Annotated in this window: 7 protein-coding genes; 6 read left to right on the top strand and 1 reads right to left on the bottom strand. The window is 69.3% G+C overall.

The window, feature by feature from the left end:
* Positions 1-3 precede the first annotated feature (3 nt).
* From WDM86_18060 to WDM86_18040, 5 genes are read left to right on the top strand one after another with little or no spacing between them, the layout of a single operon-like run.
* Positions 4-9,744, top strand: coding sequence for a filamentous hemagglutinin N-terminal domain-containing protein (locus WDM86_18060; GenBank protein ID MEI9991929.1), 9,741 nt, complete (start codon positions 4-6; stop codon positions 9,742-9,744).
* The gene (locus WDM86_18055; protein ID MEI9991928.1) at positions 9,744-12,245 is read left to right on the top strand and encodes a CHAT domain-containing tetratricopeptide repeat protein; all 2,502 of its coding nucleotides are present in this window, start codon (positions 9,744-9,746) and stop codon (positions 12,243-12,245) included. Before WDM86_18060 ends, WDM86_18055 begins: the two co-directional genes overlap by 1 nt.
* Positions 12,242-12,943 carry a hypothetical protein gene (locus tag WDM86_18050; GenBank protein MEI9991927.1) on the top strand — a complete coding sequence of 234 codons (702 nt, stop codon included), beginning with the start codon at positions 12,242-12,244 and terminating at the stop codon, positions 12,941-12,943. The genes WDM86_18055 and WDM86_18050 overlap by 4 nt, the downstream gene beginning before the upstream one ends.
* Positions 12,940-14,934 carry an adenylate/guanylate cyclase domain-containing protein gene (locus WDM86_18045; GenBank protein MEI9991926.1) on the top strand — a complete coding sequence of 665 codons (1,995 nt, stop codon included), beginning with the start codon at positions 12,940-12,942 and terminating at the stop codon, positions 14,932-14,934. Before WDM86_18050 ends, WDM86_18045 begins: the two co-directional genes overlap by 4 nt.
* Complete coding sequence (locus WDM86_18040; protein ID MEI9991925.1) at positions 14,931-16,373, top strand: mechanosensitive ion channel family protein; 1,443 nt, start codon at positions 14,931-14,933, stop codon at positions 16,371-16,373. Before WDM86_18045 ends, WDM86_18040 begins: the two co-directional genes overlap by 4 nt.
* 9 nt (positions 16,374-16,382) lie before the next feature.
* Here WDM86_18040 and WDM86_18035 read toward each other — a convergent pair whose 3' ends face one another.
* On the bottom strand, positions 16,383-16,775 hold the full coding sequence (locus WDM86_18035; GenBank protein ID MEI9991924.1) for a DUF3307 domain-containing protein: 393 nt from the start codon (positions 16,773-16,775) through the stop codon (positions 16,383-16,385).
* A gap of 268 nt (positions 16,776-17,043) precedes the next feature.
* On the opposite strand from WDM86_18035, the gene WDM86_18030 reads away from it, so the two are divergent.
* Positions 17,044-17,568 (top strand): hypothetical protein, encoded by a 525-nt coding sequence (locus WDM86_18030; GenBank protein MEI9991923.1) that lies wholly within the window; start codon positions 17,044-17,046, stop codon positions 17,566-17,568.
* Positions 17,569-17,700 lie beyond the last annotated feature (132 nt).

The following is a 17,700-nucleotide window of genomic DNA, read 5'->3' as shown; positions in this document are numbered from 1 at the left end:
ACGATGAACAAGACCAACGCCGCCATCGTCCGCATGCTCCTCCTGGGGACGAGCTGCCTCAGCGCCTTCGCGGTCGGCGCGGCGCGGGCCCAGCCGGCCGGCGGCAGCGTCGCGCTCGGCAGCGCGACCATCACCAGCAACGGCGCCAATTCGACGCTGATCGACCAGAAGACCGGCAAGCTGGTCATCAACTGGGACAGCTTCAACATCGCGGCCGGCGGCACGGTGCAGTTCAAGCAGCCCGGCGCGTCTTCGATCGCGCTCAACCGCATCCTCGGCGCCGATCCGAGTTCGATCTACGGCAACCTGCTCGCCAACGGCCAGGTGTGGATCGTCAACGGCAATGGCGTGATGTTCGGCCAGGGCTCGCGCATCACCGTCGGCGGTCTGATCGCCACCACCGCCGACATCGCCGATGGCGATTTCGCGGCGGGCAATTACAATTTCTCCGGCGGCACCGGCGCCTCGGTCGTCAACCAGGGTACGATCCGCACCGGGCGCGGCGGCTATGCCGTGCTGTCGGGCGCCGGCGCCTCGAACAGCGGACTGATCTCGGCCGACACCGGCACCGTGGTGATCGGCGGCGCTTCGGCCTTCACGATCGATTTCCAGGGCGACGGCCTTTTGAGCTACGCGGTGACGACGCCCGGCGGGCGCGCCACCAGCGGGCCGACCGGCGCCTCGAATTCCGGAACGATCAAGGCGGGCCATGTCGTGATGACGGCGCGGGCCGCCGCCGGCGTCGCCGACGCGGTCGTCAACAACACCGGCATGATCTCGGCGTCGAGCGCGCGGGTGCAGAACGGCGAGGTCATCCTCGACGCCGGCGACGGCGATGTGAGCGTCGGCGGCACGGTCAGCGCGACGGGCACGGGCTCGGGCACGACCGGCGGCGATGTGACGGTCACCGGCCGCAATATCACGGTCGCGGACGGCACCAAGATCGACGCCAGCGGCGATGCCGGCGGCGGCACGGTGAGGATCGGCGGCGACCTGCACGGCGCCGGCCCGACGCCGGACGCCGCGAACACCACCGTCGGCACCGCGACGATCAAGGCGGACGCGACGCACACCGGCAATGGCGGCACGGTCGTCGTGTGGTCGAACGGCACGACCGATTTCGCCGGCGTGGTCAGCGCCAAGGGCAGCACGGCCGGCGGCGATGGCGGGCTGGTCGAGACGTCGGGCCACACGCTCCATGTCGCGCCGACCGCGAGCGTCGACACCCGCGCGCCGAAGGGCGCCACCGGCACCTGGCTGCTCGATCCGGACAGCATCGTCGTCGCCGCCGACTGCACGGGATGCGATCCCGATTCGACGCTCGTCACCCCGGCAACCATCACCGGCTCGCTCGCGACGACCGACGTGACGCTCGAAGCGACCACCGGCATCGACGTCGTCGATCCGGTCATCTACAGCAGCACGCACGCGCTCAGCCTGCTGTCCGAGGGCGACATCAACGTCCTGGCCTCGGTCCAGAACACGCTGGTCAGCGGCGGCGGCGCCATCAATGTGATCGCCGGCTGGGACGGCACGACGCTCGCTCCGGCGTCGTTCACCGCCGCCGGCGTCTACGGCAACAACAGCGGCTCGGTCTTCGTGGGCGACGCGGCGGACGGTGTGGTCGCGGTCGGCGCCGCCAGCGGCACGACGACGATCGCCGGCGATGCCGTGATCGTCGGCAACGACGATTTCTATGCCCAAATCGGCTTTCACGGCGCCGGCGGCGGCGCCATCGTCGTCCGGGCGACCGACACCGTCGGTCTCTCGGCCGGTTCCGCCGACGGGGCTTATGCGCAGATCGGCAACGGCGCGCGCAACGGCGACGTCACCGGCAACGTCGCCGGCAATATCGACATCGCGGCCGATGGCGACCTTAACCTGTTCGCCGGCGAAGGGACGGGTGCGGGCAACTGGATCGGCAATTTCACCGCCGGTTCCGGCGTCGGGGCGGGCAATGTCTCGCTCGTCGTCGGCCAGGTGACCTATTCGGGGACGGCCGGCCCGCTGGGCGCGATGCTGCTCGCCGATCTGGGCACCACCGCGCACGCCGGCAGCGGCGGCAATGTCGTGTTCGGGGTCACCGATCCGCAGACCGATTTCATCAACAAATATCTCGGCGTCGGAGCGATCGACTACTCCAGCCCGCACGCGTTCACGCTGCTCTCGACCGGAAGCATCACGCTGCCCTATTCGATCCAGAACGACGGGACGGGCGATCTCACCGTCCTCGCGGGCTGGAATCCGAGCGTCGCGCCCGCCGACGTGCTCACCACGCCGGGCGCCTATGGCAATCTCGTCACCGAAATCGATGACGGCCAGGGGATCGAGGTCAACGCGAATGTCTGGGTGGTCGGCGCGCCCAACATCTCCCTCGTCGACACCAATCCGGGCAGCCATGGCGGCTTCGTCGTCGGCGCGTCCGGCACCGGAACGGCCATCGGCAGCAAGGGCGGCACCACGACCGTCGGCGCCGGACAGATCTATATAGAGGGCCTCACCGGCTACGCCCAGATCGGCTACCACGCGGACGGCGGGACCGGCGCGATCAATGTGATCGCCAACGGCGTGCCGGGCAACAACGGCCTCACCGGGATCAATGCCTGTTTCGACGGCGCCGCGAATATCTGCCTGATCGGCGGCCGGGACGGTCTGACGGCGCCGAACGGCAACACGCCCTATGCGCAGATCGGCGATCTCGGCCTGGGCGTCGCCGGCACGGCGAGCAGCGCCATCAACGTCTCGGCGACCGGCAACATCGCGATCGCGGGCGGCGGCATCTACGACAGCAATGAAGGCTACGATCCGTCGATCGCCAATGCCTATGGCCAGATCGGCAACGGCGATGCCAGCCGCACAGCGGTGCAGACGGTCAGCGGCGCGATCACCGTTCAGGCGGGTGGCCAGACGAATTTCGCCAGCAGCGCCGGCGCCGGTTCGCCGGCCTGGCTCGGCAACCGGACCGGCGCCGGCGGCAGCCAGAGCGGCGACGTCACGGTGCTTGCCGGTTCGTTGAATGCCAGCACAAGCCCGGAGGCGATGTTCGTCGAGGATCTGGGGACGAGCGCGACCAGCGGCGGCAACCTCGTCATCGGCCTCAGCGGCACCGGCGATAACGGCCTGGCCGCCGGGGACTACAACAGCCCGCACGACTTCACCTATCTGGCGGGCGGCAACGTCTATGTGGTCGGGTCGATCAAGAACGACGGCACGGGCGCCATCACCCTGGTCGCGGGCTGGGACGGCCACACGCTCGGTCCCGCCGTCCTCGGCCAGGCCGGCGCCTATGGCAACAACGACGCGACGCTCACCATCGGCGGCGATTACGCCAGCGGCAACGTCTCCGTCGGCAGCGCGGGCGGCGCCACCACCGTGCTGGGCGGCGACGTCGACATCGCCGCCGTCTGGGGCAATACGCAGCTCGGCTATCACGGCGCGGGCACGGGCGACATCACGGTCCGGGCGACCGGCGATATCGATGTGTTGGGCGGCGATCCGAACGCGGACGGCTACTACGCCATGATCGGCAACGGCAAGCCGACCGCGCCCAATTTCACCGGCTCGGTCGGCGGCAACATCCAGCTCTCGGCCGGCGGAACGTTCATCCTGGAAACCGCGACCGAGGAATGCGGCGAGTGCGGCGATCCGGTCACCATCTTCATCGGCAACGTCGCCGGCACCGGCGGCCAGGCGAGCGGCAACCTCACCATGCTCGCCGCCGATTTCGACGACAATTACGACGCCAATGGCGGCTTCGGCAACGTGCTGGGCGCCAATATCCTGCATGGCGACGTGACGGTCGGCGAGACCGATCCGCAGAACGCGATCTCGCTCTCGGACGGCGGCGTCTACAACAGCAGCCACACGCTGACCCTGCTGTCCGCCGGCGATATCAACATCGCGGGCGGATTCCAGAACGCCGGCAGCGGCGCGATCACGCTCGTGGCGGGATGGAACGGCGTCTACGATCCCAATGCGATCGGCGCGGCCGGAACATACGGCGTCGACAACCAGGGCACGATCGTCATCGGCGGCTATGACGCCGCCGGTTTCGCCGGCATCGGCGCCGCGCAGGGCGATCTGCGTCTCTACGGCGCCAATCTCTACCTCGACGCGGACAACGGCGCCGCGCAGCTCGGCTATCACGGCGCCGGCGGCGGCAACATCGTCGTCGCCATGACCGGCAATATCGAGGGCTATGGCGGCAACGCGGCGGGCTACGACGCGCTGCTCGGCAATGGCGGCCTCGACGGCGATGTCGGCGGCGACGTCACCGGCAACATCTCGCTCAGCGCCGGCGGTTACACGACCTTCACCGACAAATACGTCAATTCGGCCCTGGTGGGCCGCAGCTGGCTCGGCAATGTCGCGGATGCGGGCGACAGCGAGAGCGGCGACGTCACGGTGCTGACCCGCGGCGGCTCGTTCCGCGGCGACTACATGACGGCCGATCTCGGCGGCGCGCCGGGCACCGGCGGCGACGTCTTCTTCGGCTTCACCGATCCGGCGGTCACGCCGATCACGCTGGGCGGGATCCATTACAACAGCTCCAACGATTTCACCTGGGCGGCCGCGGGAAGCCTGACATTGCGCGGCGGCGTGACGAACGGCGGCACCGGCGCGGTTACGCTGGTCGCCGGCTGGGACGGTCACACGGTCGGCGGCGCGGCCGATCTCAAGGCGGCCGGGGCCTATGGCCGGGCCGGCACGGCGCTGACGCTCGGCGACAACGCCAATCAGTTCGAAAACATTTCCGTCGGTTCGGCGAGCGGGCTCACGACGGTTCTCGCCGACGATCTGACGATCGCGCCGAAGAGCGGCTACTACGCCCAGCTCGGCTATCACGGCGCCGGCGGCGGCGAGATCGATGCGTTCGTCTCCGGCAATCTGACGCTGCAGGCCGGCAGCGGCGCGACCGACTACGCGATGATCGGCAACGGCTCGCTGAGCGGCGACGTCACCGGCGACGTCTCCGGCAAGATCGACGTCGAGGTCCCGTTCGGCACGACCGGATTCCACGACGGCGCCGGCGGCGCGCGCGCCTGGCTCGGCAATGTGACGAGCGGCGACGGCAAGGCGAGCGGCGACGTCACGATCCTCACGGATTTCGGCACCGTGCCGACCGACATGCTCGTGGCCGATCTGGGCACCAGCGCCGACACCGGCGGCGACGTCTTCTTCGGCTACATCGATCCCAATGATGGCCAGGTCAGCTTCGGCGGGATGGCCTACAACAGCCCGCACGATTTCACGATCGCCTCGCCCACCGATCTGCTCATCGGTACATCGATCCAGAATGCGGGCACCGGCGAGGTCACGATGGTGGCCGGCTGGGACGAGCACACGATCGGCTCCTCGGCCGTGCTTCTGGCGGCCAACGCCTATGGCCTGCACGATTCGACCTTGACGATCGCCGGCGACGACGTGGCGGCGGGAAGCGCCGGCGGCCTGACCACCGCGCTCGGCACCGATATCGTGCTGACAAGCGGCGAGGGTTACGCCCAGCTCGGCTATCACGGCGCGGGCACGGGCGCGGTGAACGTCATCGCGCTGGGCGCGCTCACGCTCGACGGCGGCACCGACACGGCGCATTTCGCGCAGATCGGCTCGGGCTCGATCTTCGGCGCCGACACGGATGCGGGCGACGCGAACGTCGCGGCGTCGTCGGTCCAGGCGAGCGGCTTCGCGTCCGTCGTGGCCGACGATCTTTCGCTGACCGCGGGCGCCGTCGGCAATTCGAACGCGCCGCTCCAGATCGCGGCCAATACGCTGACGCTGGCCACGGCCGGCGGCGACGCCTACCTGACGACGCCCACGAGCCTCGCCATCGCCGGCGCCGATCTCGCCGGCGGCAATCTGACGATCGCCGCGGCCGGCGCGGTCACGCAGACGGGCGCGATCCTCGCCGGCCTGCTGAACGTCTCGACCGCGTCCGGCGCGATCACGCTGACCAATGCCGGAAACGCGGTTGCCGGCACGGTATCGTTGTCCACGCCGGGCGCGGCCAGCTTTACCGACTCGCTCGACCTCTCGATCGGCGCCGGCACGGTCGGCGGCACGCTCACCCTCGTCGGCCCGAGCATTTCGCAGACCGGCGCGATCGTCGCCGCCGGTCTCAACGCCACCGCGACCAGCGGCGCCATCGTGCTCGACCATGCGGGCAACAGCTTCGCCGCCCTATCGCTGTCCACGACGGGCGCGAACGACGCCTCCGTCACCGACGGCTCGGCCGTCGCGCTCGGAGCGTCAGTCGTGGGTGGCACGCTGACCTTGTCGAGCGCCGGCGCCATCACCCAGAGCGCGGCGATCACCGCCGGAACGTTGAACGCGTCCACCAGCGGAGCCGACATCACGCTGGGCAATGATGCCAACCAGATCGGTGTCGCGACGGTGACGACCGGCGGCGGCGATGCGCGGGTAAACAGCGACGGTTCCATGGTCCTGGCCGGCGTCGATGTCGGCGCGGGAAGCGCGGGCTTTGGTTCGTCGCATGGTTCGCTCTCGCAGACCGGCGCGATCGTCGCCGGAGACCTTGAAGCCACCGCATATGACAACGTCACGCTGACCAACGGCCAGAACGTCTTCAGCGCGCTCAACACGGGGAGCCTGGCCGGCGCGATCGCCGTCACCGATTCGACCGGGTTCACGTTGCAAGGCGCGAGCACCGGGACAGACCTAAGCATTACGCTGTCGGCGGGCGGCGACATCCGGGAGAACGGCAGCGGCGTCATCGAATCCGCCGGCCCGCTCACGCTCACGACCTCGGCCGGTTCGATCGATCTCGACGGCATCAACGATATTTATGGGCAGATTAGTCTCAACGCGACGGGCGATGCGACTTTGCTGAGCCAGACCTCTTCGATTATCGCCGCCTCAAGCGTCGGCGGCGCGCTCACGCTTGTCTCCGCTGGCGGCATCACGCAGACCGGCGCGATCCAGGCCGGCGGTGTCTCCGCCACGGCCAATGGCGGCGACGTCGTTCTCGCGGATAGCGGCAATGCCTTCTCGTCCTTGACCCTTTCCACGGCCGGCGCGGCCCGCGTGGCGGACTCGACGGCCGTGACGGTCGCCGGCGCCAATGTCGGCGGTACGCTGACACTGGTCGACGCGGCCGGCATCGCGCAGAGCGGCGCGATCGATGCCGCGGCGCTGAACGCGACGGCCAATGGCGGCACCATCGTGCTGACGAACAGCGGCAATTCCTTCGCGGCGCTGACGCTCTCGTCCTTCGGCGACGCGACGATTGCGGACTCAACAGGAGTGACGCTCGGCGCATCGAGCGTCGGCGGGACGCTGACGCTTTCGGCCGGCGGCGCGGTGAGCCAGAGCGGGTCGCTGCAGAGCACCGGGCTCTCGGTCGCGACGACGGCTGGTGCCATCGTGCTGAGCAATGCCGCGAACGCGGTGTCGGGTCTCGTGTCGTTCACCACGCCCGGCGCGGCGAGCTTCGCCGACACGCTGGGCGCCTCCATCGGCGCGTCCGCCGTCGGCGGCGACCTGACGCTGCTGTCGAAGGGCGATCTCGCCTTCGTCGGATCGATCCAGAGCAATGGCGGCGCGATCACGGTGGTCGCCGGCTGGGACGGCACGACCACCAACCCGGCGCAGTTCGGCGCCGGCGGCGTCTACGGCAATGGCGGCGGCAGGGTCGCCATCGGCGGGTCCAGCGGCATCGTCGCGGTCGGCTCGAAGAGCGGGGCGCTCGCGGTCTATGCGTCGAGCGTCGACATCCTGGGCACGAATGGCGCGGCCCAGCTCGGCTATCACGGCGCGGGCGGCGGGTCGATCAAGCTCGTCACGCTGCATGACCTGAACCTCGTCGGCGGCGCGGGCAACGCCCTGCTCGGCAACGGCTCGCTCGGCACGGATGTGAGCGGCAACGTCACCGGCGACATCGACGTGCGCGTCGGCGGCAACGCGATCTTCACCGATGCCGGCAACGCCATCGCCTGGCTCGGCAATGTCGCCAATGCGGGCAGCGAGACCGGCAACCTCGTTCTCGTCGCCGGCAATGTCGGCGGCAACCAAGCCAGCCGCACCGCCGATATCGTCGGCGCCGCGCTCGGCGGCGGCGACGTCACGCTCGGCTTCACCGCCACGGGCGACCAGGGAACGGCCGGAAACTTCAGCTACACGTCCGGCCACACGCTGAACCTTTTGACCGCGGGCAATCTGGTGATCGCCGGCTCCATCCAGAACGCCGGCAGCGGCGCGATCAATCTCGTCGCCGGCTGGGACGGCCATACGCTGGCGCCCGCCTCTTTCGGCCAGTCCGGCGTCTTCGGCGGCGGCGCCAAGGGCGTGACCATCGGCGGCAGCTCCGCCAAGGGCGGCGTCGCCATCGGCAGCGCCGGCGGCACGATCTCGGTCTATGGCGCGAGCCTCGCGCTGTCCGCCGTCAACGGCTATGCCCAGCTCGGCTTCAACGGCCATGGCTCGGGCGCCATCGCGGTGACCACGACCGGCGCGGTGACGCTGACCGGCGGCGGCGCGAGCGGCGCCTTCGCCCAGATCGGCAATGGCGGCCAGAAGGCGAGCGGCAACAACAGCGGCGCCATTTCGATCGCCGCCGGCGGCAATATCGTGCTGACGGCCGGCGCGGGCGGCGAAGCCTATGCCCAGATCGGCCATGGCGGCGCGGAGTCCAACACCGGCTCGACCGGCTACAGCAACAGCGGCGCCATCGGCCTGACCGCGGCGAACCTGACGCTGACGGCCGGCGCGGGAACGGCCGCCTATGTCCAGATCGGCCAGGGCGGCTACAAGAGCGGCCTCAGCCTCGCCGGCGGACAAGCGGTCAATGGCGGGAACATCACCGTCACGGCCGCCCATGCGGTGACGCTGACCGGCAACGGCATCGACGCCTATGCCCAGATCGGCAATGGCGGCAGCCAGAGCAACCTCAACGCGGCGGCCGCGGCCGGCGGCACGGATTCCGGCGTCATCGCCGTCCTCGCGCCGAACGGGCCGAACGGCGCGATCGCGCTCACCGCCGGCGCGGGTCCCAACGCCTATGCCCAAATCGGCAATGGCGGCTATGCCGTCAATTCCGGGCCGACCACGACGGCCGCGAACTTCACGGTGACGGGCGACGTCACCGTCGCCGATCTGGCGCTGGCCGGCGGCGGCGCCAACGGCTATTCGCTGATCGGCAATGGCGATGCCTCGCACAGTTCCTTCGGCACGATCAGCGGCAACGTCGTCATCGACGCCAACGGCGCCATCACCTACACGTCGGGCACCGGCGCGCATTCGCAGGCCACGATCGGCAACTTCACCGGCAAGGGCACGACCAGCGGCACGATCACCGGCGCCAATCCGCCGTCGGAGATCGGCAACGATCCGGGCACGCTCGGCGTCGTCGTGACCACCATCGCCAACACCAAGCCCACCGGCAACAGCACGCTCACGACGATCGACACCGTGGTGGTGCCGGCGGTGGAGCAGAATGGCGGCGCCGCGGCGCTCGCGGCCCATATCGAGACCAACACGCCGCCGCCGCCCGGTCCGCTCGCCTCGCTCAGCGGCAACTCCGGCGACAGCTCGACGTCGAACACGTCGGACGGCGCGACGGTGGTCATCGCCGATTCGCTCGACGGCGCGAAGAAGGCGGGCGTGACCCAGGCCATCCTCGCGGGCATGCTGACCCAGATGAACCCGACCAGCGCGGGCCATACCGTCCATGCCGTCCCGCCGGCGGACCAGGACTTCTCCAGCTGGGGCAACGAGGCCCTGTGGCAATGATGCGGCGGCGATCCACCCTGCTTCTGGCCTGCGCTCTTGTCCTGGGGGCCGCCGCCTATGGTCAAGCCCCGGCGAACGGACCCGACGCGCTCAAGACCTATGTCGAATCCGCGCGGCTCTACAGCGGTGCCGACAACTACGCCGGCGCGGAAGACGCCTATCGCCACGTCCTCGACATCCAGACCGCGCAGTATGGCGCCAATTCGCAGGCCGTCGGCGAGACGCTGGCGGAACTGGCTTTGCAGGTCTCCAACCAGGGCCGTTTCGACGAAGCCGCCGCTTTGTTCCGCCGCGCCTCGCCGATCATCGAGGGCGCGGCCGGCGTCTCGACGCGGGCGCGCTTCGCGTCCTACCAGGCGCTCGACGCCGCCAATCAGCGCAAATACGAGGACGCGCTGAAATACGCCCGCGCCGCCACCGCGCTGCGCCGCGGCGAGGTCGATGCCGCCCGCGCCGCCGCCGTGGCCGACGCCAATGGCAGCGAATATGTCGCCCCGGTGGCGCTCGAAGGCGAACTGGCGCATTCGCTGCGCATCGAGGCGGAGATGGCGCTCCGGCTGGGCGACAATGCGAGCGCGCAGGCCGCCGCCGAAGAGGCGCTCTGGATCATCACCGAGGAGCCGGGCCTGCCGCTGTGGTGGCGTCCCGAGATGATTTCGCTGATGGGCGAGGTCAATGCCGCGCAGGGCCGCGTCGTCGTCGCCGAGCGCGACTTCACCGATGCCTTGGGGATGGACAAGAAATTGTTCGGCGACACCGCGCCGACGGCGCGGGCCCAGCTTCGGCTCGGGCGGTTCTATGCCGAGCAGCAGGTCTATGCCGCGTCGGTCGCGTCGTTCCGCGCCGCCTTCGCGATCCTGGCGAAGGATCCGATCGCCCGCTCGCAGATCGTCTCCGACCAGATCGTGCCGTTTCTCGCCGCGGCCGCCGCGCTGGGCGCGCAGGACCCGGCGCAGAAGGCGGCGCTCGACGCCGACATGTTCCGCGCCGCGCAGCTCGCGGCCTCCGATCTCGCCGACCGCACCATCGCCCGCGTCGCGGCGCGCCAGGCGGCAGGCGACGCGGCGCTGTCCGCCCTGGTGCGCCAGCTCGAACAGGCGCAGGCGGCGCGCGACGATGCGCGGCTCGAACTGGTGGCCGAGAACGCCAAGCCGAATGACGAGCGCAACGCCGCGCTCGCGGCGAAATACGACGCCGATTTCCGCGCCGCCTCGGCCAGCGCCGATACGCTGGCGGGCGAGGTCGCCAAGAGCTATCCGGCCTATGCGCGGCTGGCCGATCCGGGCCCGGTCGAGCTGGCGGATTTCGAGAAGCTGCTCGCGCCGGGTGAGGCGTTCCTCTCCTTCGTGATCGGCGCCAAGGGCAGCTATGCGCTGGTGACGACGCCGAGCGGGCTGGTGACGGCGCCGCTCGCGGCGACGACGCAGAGCCTGGCCGACGATGTCGCGAATCTGCGGGCGGCGTTCGTGCCCAAGCTCGGACGGCTTCCCGACTTCAGCCTGAAGTCGAGCTACGCGCTCTATCGCGAACTCGTCGCGCCGGTCGAGCCGGCGCTGGCCAATGCGAGCCATCTGATCGTGGCGCCGGGCGGCGCGCTCGACAGCCTGCCGCCGGCGCTGCTCGTGACCGCCGAGCCCAAGGACGGCTATGCCAACGCCGACTGGCTGGTGCGCCGTTTCGCCGTCAGCGAAGTGCCGTCGCCGCGCGCGCTGGCCGCCTTGCGCGGCGCCCGGGTCGCGCGCGCGCCGCGCCCGTTCTTCGGCGTCGGCAATCCCAGCTTCACCGGCGCCACCGGGCCCAAGGCGCTGTCGGCGCTGGCCTCGGCGTGCCAGGACGGCGGCGCCGCCGATCCCGCCTTGCTGCGCGCTTTGCCGCCCTTGCCCGAGACCGCGAACGAGGTCGAAGCGGTCGGCCGCACGCTGGGCGCCCAGCCGGGCTCGATCCTCACCGGCGCCGGCGCCAGCGAAGCCGCGGTGCGCGGCGCGGGCCTCGACCAATACGCCGTCCTCTATTTCGCGACCCATGGCATGCTGCCGGGCGAGCTGCATTGCCAGGCCGAGCCGGGCCTGGTGCTGTCGCCGCCGCCCGCCGCCGCCTCGTCGGCCGCGTCGGACGGGCTCTTGAGCGCCAGCGAGATCGCCGGGCTGAAGCTGAACGCCGATCTCGTCGTGCTGTCGGCCTGCAACACGGCGGCGGAGGGCGGCACCAAATTCGGCGGCGGCGCGCTCGAAGGCCTCGCCGATGCCTTCTTCAACGCGGGGGCCCGCGCGGTGCTGGCGAGCCATTGGGAAGTGCCCTCGGCGGCGACGGAGACGCTGATGACCGGCGTCTTCGCGCGCTACGCCAAGGATCCGTCGCGCGACCTGGCCGAGGATCTGCGCCAGGCCCAGCTTGCGGCGATCGCGACCGGGGCGCATCCGTTCGACTGGGCGGCGTTCACGCTGATCGGCGACAGCGGCACGGTCACGCGCACCGCCAGTGCGTCGGGGAGCGGACAATGAGGATGGAACGAAAGACATTCCTGGCCATCGCCGCGGTCGCGGCGCTCGCGACGGGCGCGGCGCGGGCGGCCAACCTCACCGTGGTCGAGGCGCGCGGCATCGGGCTGGCGCCCGGCAGTTCGGTCGATTCGACCAAGCCGCTGGTGCTCAAGCAGGGCCAGCATGTGACGCTGATCTCCGACACCGGCGCGACGCTCTCCATCGACGGACCCTATAACCAGCCGCCTTCGGCCGGCGGCAGCGGCAAGAGCCTGGGCGCCACGCTCGCCGCGCTGGGCACCGAGCGCAACGCGCGCACCGGCGAGGCCGGCGTCACGCGCGGCGCCGCGCCGAACACGCTGCCCGATCCCTGGCTGGTCGATGTCACGCGCAGCGGCAATGTCTGCATCCAGGAGAACAAGGACCCCATCTTCTGGCGGCCCGACGCCAAGACCGCCACGGCGCTCGCCGTCATGCCGGTGGACCGGAGCTGGAAGTCCCGGGCCGATTGGCCGGCCGGGCTCGACCGGCTGAAGGTGACGACCGACGTGCCGGTGCATGGCGGCGCGGCCTATGTGGTGAACTATGCCGGCACCGAATACGCGCTGGCGATGAACACGGTGCCGTCGAGCTTGGGCAACGACCAGATGCGCGCCGCCTGGATGCTGCAAAAGGGCTGCGAGGCGCAGGCCGAGGCATTGCTTCGACCGCGCAAATGAATGCACTGATCGGCCGCCTGAAGGTCCTGGCTCGCCACAAGGCCGCCACCGCCCTCGCGGTGGCGCTCGCCATGGCGTTCCTCGCGACCTATGCGGTCAATCGCATCTCCTTCCTCACCAGCGCCGAACGCTTCGTCGAGGACTGGCAGATCGCGTTCAAGACGCCGCCCGAGCCGCAGGACCCCGACCTGCTGATCCTGAGCGTCGACGAAGGCGTGATGCAGCACTTTCCCTATCGCTCGCCGCTCGACCGCGGCTTCCTGGCGAAATTGCTGACCGCGCTCGACGCCAAGCATCCCAAGGCGGTCGTGCTCGACTATTTGTTCGACAGCCCCACCGAGACGGACAAGGACGACGCGCTGCGCCAGGCGCTGCTGCGGATGAAGACGCCGCTGGTCGTCAGCTATTACGAAGCGGGCTCGACCGTCAGCGCCGACCAGACCGCCTATCTCAACGCCTTCGTCCCGGCCAAGGATCGCGCGCTGCCCAATCTCGGCACCGACCAGACCGACACGGTGCGCTGGATCAATCCCGGCGGCATCACCTCCGGCGGCGAACGCCTGCTCAGCGTGCAGCGCCGCGCGGCGCAGATCGCCGGCATCGAGACCCCGGACGCGCAGGTTCCGATCGTCTGGCACGCCGACGAAGGCGAGAACAAGCCGGCTTTCTCGGAGCTGCCGGCCTGCCTGGGGCCGGCCTGCATTCCGGCGCCGACGATCCTTCCGGAGACGATCTTCAAGGACAAGGTCGTGCTGATCGGCTCGCATCTCACGCTGGTCGATCAGCACCGCACGCCCTTCGCCACCGATCCGGGCGATCCGCGCGCCACCATGCCCGGCATCCAGGTCCTGGCGCACGGCATCTCGCAGTTCCTGCATCACCGCGCCCCGCCGCAACTTTCCTGGGGCGAGAATCTCGCGCTCACGATCCTGATCGCGCTGCTCGGCGCCCTGCTCGGCACGCTGGAATGGCCGCTCTGGCTGCGCGCCGGGCTGGTCGGCGTCGCGATCCTGCTCCTGTGGTATCTCGGCGTCTTCGTGCTCTACGAACGCGCCGGGATCATCATCGGGCTGATCGCGCCGTCGATCGCGATCGCGGGCTCCTTCGCCGGCGTCGATTCGATCGCCGGCCTCGCGGCCCGCCAGCAGCGCGCCTTCATCCACAGCACCTTCTCGCTCTACCTCGCGCCCGAGCTGGTGCAGCAACTGGTCGACGATCCGACCAGGCTCAAGCTCGGTGGCGAGCGGCGCGAGATGAGCATCCTGTTCAGCGACATCGCGGGCTTCACCACGCTGGCGGAGGGCCTCGACTCGCAGGAGGTCGGACGCATCCTCAACAATTATCTCGACGGCATGACCTCCGCCGTGAAGGTGCATCAGGGCTATATCGACAAGTTCATCGGCGACGCCATCATGGCGATCTTCAACGCCCCGGTGGACGTCGACGACTACGCGACCAAATGCGTACGCTGCATGCTCGACCTCGACACGTTCACGGAGGATTACCGCAGGAAGATGAACGCCGAGGGCGTGCCCTTAGGGATCACCCGCATCGGCGCCCATACCGGCGCGGCCGCGGTCGGAAATTTCGGCTCCCGCGACAAGTTCAGCTACACCGCGTCCGGCGACGTGGTGAACGCCGCCTCGCGGCTGGAGGGCCTCAACAAGACCTTCGGCACCCGCGTCTGTGTCAGCGGCGCCACCCGCGTGCTATGTAAGGGAATCGCATTCCGCCCGATCGGATCGGTAATCCTGAAGGGCAAGACGGAGGCGCTCGACGTGTGGGAGCCCTTGCACGATGGCGCCTATGGCGCGGACTATCTCGCGCGCTATCAGGCCGCCTATGACGCGACGCATGACGGCCATGGCGACGCGATCGCCCTGTTCGCGGCGCTGGCCAAGGAACGGCCGGACGATCCGCTGGCGCATTTCTATCTCGAGCGCCTGTCGCAGGGCGAAACCGGCGTCAAGATCAAGATGACCGAAAAATGATCGTCTGGTACGCCGCAGCGCTCGTCGTGCTCCTCGCGGCCCGCATCTGGGGGCCCATGGCGCTGGGGGGCGCGGTGACGGCCGAGGTGGCGGACGAGATCGCCCGCGGGCTCTCGGTCGCCATCGTGGTCGGCGCCACCCTGCTGGCCGACGCGCTGATCCGCCGTTTCTATTGGGTGCGCTATCTGCAGCGCCGGCTCAACCGCGAGACGCCGGCCCTCATCCAGGACATCCTGACCGTCGCGCTGGTCCTGCTCGGCCTGTCGCTCGGCCTGTGGTGGGAGGAGGGCTTCTCCTTCACCGGCTTCGTCACCGCGTCCGGCGCCACCGCCGTCGTGCTCGGCATCGCGCTGCAGACCACGATCCAGGATTTGTTCTCGGGCCTCGCCATCAATCTCGACGGCTCCTATTCGCTGGGCGACTGGCTGACGATCTATTCCGACCAGATTCCCGAGCCGATCTACGGCCGCGTCACGCACATGACGTGGCGCTCGACTTTCCTGGCGCTCGACGACGGACGGCGCGTGATGGTGCCCAACCATATCGCGACCAACAACGCGGTGATGAACCACAGCCGCCCGGCGGACGCCAAGCGGCTGTCGGTGGAGGTGGCGATCGACAACCGCATGCCGTCGGACCGCGTGATCGACATGCTTTTGGGCGAGGCCTTCAAGGCGGTGCGCCGGCCGGGCCTGGCGCGCACGCCCGAGCCGAGCGTGATCCTGACCAAGCTCACCAGCGATGGGCTCTATTACGAGGTGCGCTTCTATTTCTTTCCCGACCAGATCGAGCCCGGCGCCGCGAAATCGGTGGTCATCGCCGCGCTGCAGGACGTGATCATCCAGAACCGCATGCCGCAGCCGGTGACGCAGATCGAGCTGGTGAAGGAGCCGGTCATCGATCTGGTGCTCGACCAGAACGAGAAGCGCGCCGCGCTGGAGCATGCCAGCCTGTTCAGCCGGGTGCTGGACGAGGAGCAGTCGCACGAGCTGGCGCATCTCAGCCGTCCGGCGGAGTTCGCGCGCGGCGCCAATCTGATGGTGCAGGGCGATTCGGCCTCCTCGATGTTCATCATCCTGGAAGGCGCGGCGCGGGTCAGCGTGCTCGGCCAGAACAACGATCCGCGCGAGGTCGCGGTGCTGGCCACCGGCGACGTGGTCGGAGAAATGTCGCTGATGACCGGCGCGCCGCGCAACGCGACGGTGACGGCGCTGACCCGGCTGCGCGCGCTGGAGATCACCAAGGACCCGATCGAGGCGCTGCTGCGGAAGTCTCCCAACCTCTTGGAGCGCTTCAGCCATGTGCTCGCCAGGCGCGAGCAGGAGCGCGCGGCGATCGCCCAGAAGACCATTCAGGTCGCCGCCGTCGAAAGGGATTTGATGGCCCGGATGAAGACCTTCTTCAGCCGCGTGCTGTGGTCGGAGACCCACGCGCCCTGAGGGGCCGCTCTATCCCGCCACGCCCGCGATCAGCACATAGACGATGCCGAGATAGGTGAGCTGGTGCACGAACTGGTCGGTGCCGAACAGGATCCAGTAGCGCTGGTCCGTCGGGCCCCAGCGATAGACCCGGTCGATGAAGGCCTTCGTCCAGTCGGTGTGATAATGGATCGCGAATTCCACGATCAGGATCAGCGCCGCGGTCTGCAGCGACGCGTTCAGGATGATCAGCGCCGGGATCGTGCCCAGGATGTGCAGCCCGGAGTGGATGAAGCCGCCGGGATGGCCATAAAGGGCCTTGGTGCGCACCTGGTAGGCGGTCTGCAGCACGAAATCGCACAGGAAATGCTTGGCCTGCAGCGCCAGAAGCGCCCACAGGACCAGGGCCGTGTCCTGGCTCATTCCCGTCCCCTTCGCGCGCCCGACCGCGATTGGAGATAGTCCATGTCGCGGCCGGCGGCAAATATAAGTCTCATAAGAGCCTGCCGCGGTGCGGCAATTCCCGTGTTTCGCCAATCCGATCCGGCGCTTGCCAAGGCCGGTCGTCGCGAATGCCGCCCCGGCGGCGCGTCAAAACGCGTGTCGCAGACTGTCGCCGCGCGTTGAACCACCAGACGCGCCTGCATAGCTCTCGGCGGTGAGGGCTTGCATTGGCTAGAGAGGCCACACGATGAGTAAGGTCACAGCAATTCTGTTTGCCATCGGATTGTCCATTTCGGGACTTTCCGGGGCGGCGCAGGCCGCCGGCGGTCACGGCGGAGGTGGCGGAGGCGGTCATTTCAGCGGTGGCGGCGGCGGTCATTTCGGCGGCGGCCATGGTGGCGGTCATTTTGGCGGTCACGGCGGTCACGGCGGTGGCCATTACGGCGGTCATTACGGCCATGGTTATGGCGGTTATGGCGGCTTCGGGTATGGCGTCGGTCTCGGCTTCGGCCTGGGCGCTCTGTACTACAGTTCGCCCTATTGGGACGATTACGGCTATTACGGCCCGCCGCCCTACTACTACGACGACTTTCCGGACGATTCGGCGCCGACGCCGGATGTGGCGCCCGGCAATGTCGCGCCGGCGCAGGTGCCGGGCTACTGGTATCACTGCGACGCCCCGGCCGGCTTCTATCCGTATGTGGCGACGTGCACGCATCCCTGGCAGGCCGTTCCGGCCACGCCCCCGCCGCCCTCCGGTGGGAATGACTGATCTGGTCACGGGCCCCGGAGCGGCGACGCTCCGGGACCGGCCGGAACTGTCTTAACCGCGGTTCATGGCCGAGAATTCACTAAGCCCCCGGAAAATGCGAATGTAGGCACGATCCCGGTGGGGGCCGGGATG

This window comes from Rhizomicrobium sp. (assembly GCA_037200045.1).
GTDB lineage: Bacteria > Pseudomonadota > Alphaproteobacteria > Micropepsales > Micropepsaceae > Rhizomicrobium.
This window is presented reverse-complemented; position numbering and strand designations above follow the sequence as displayed.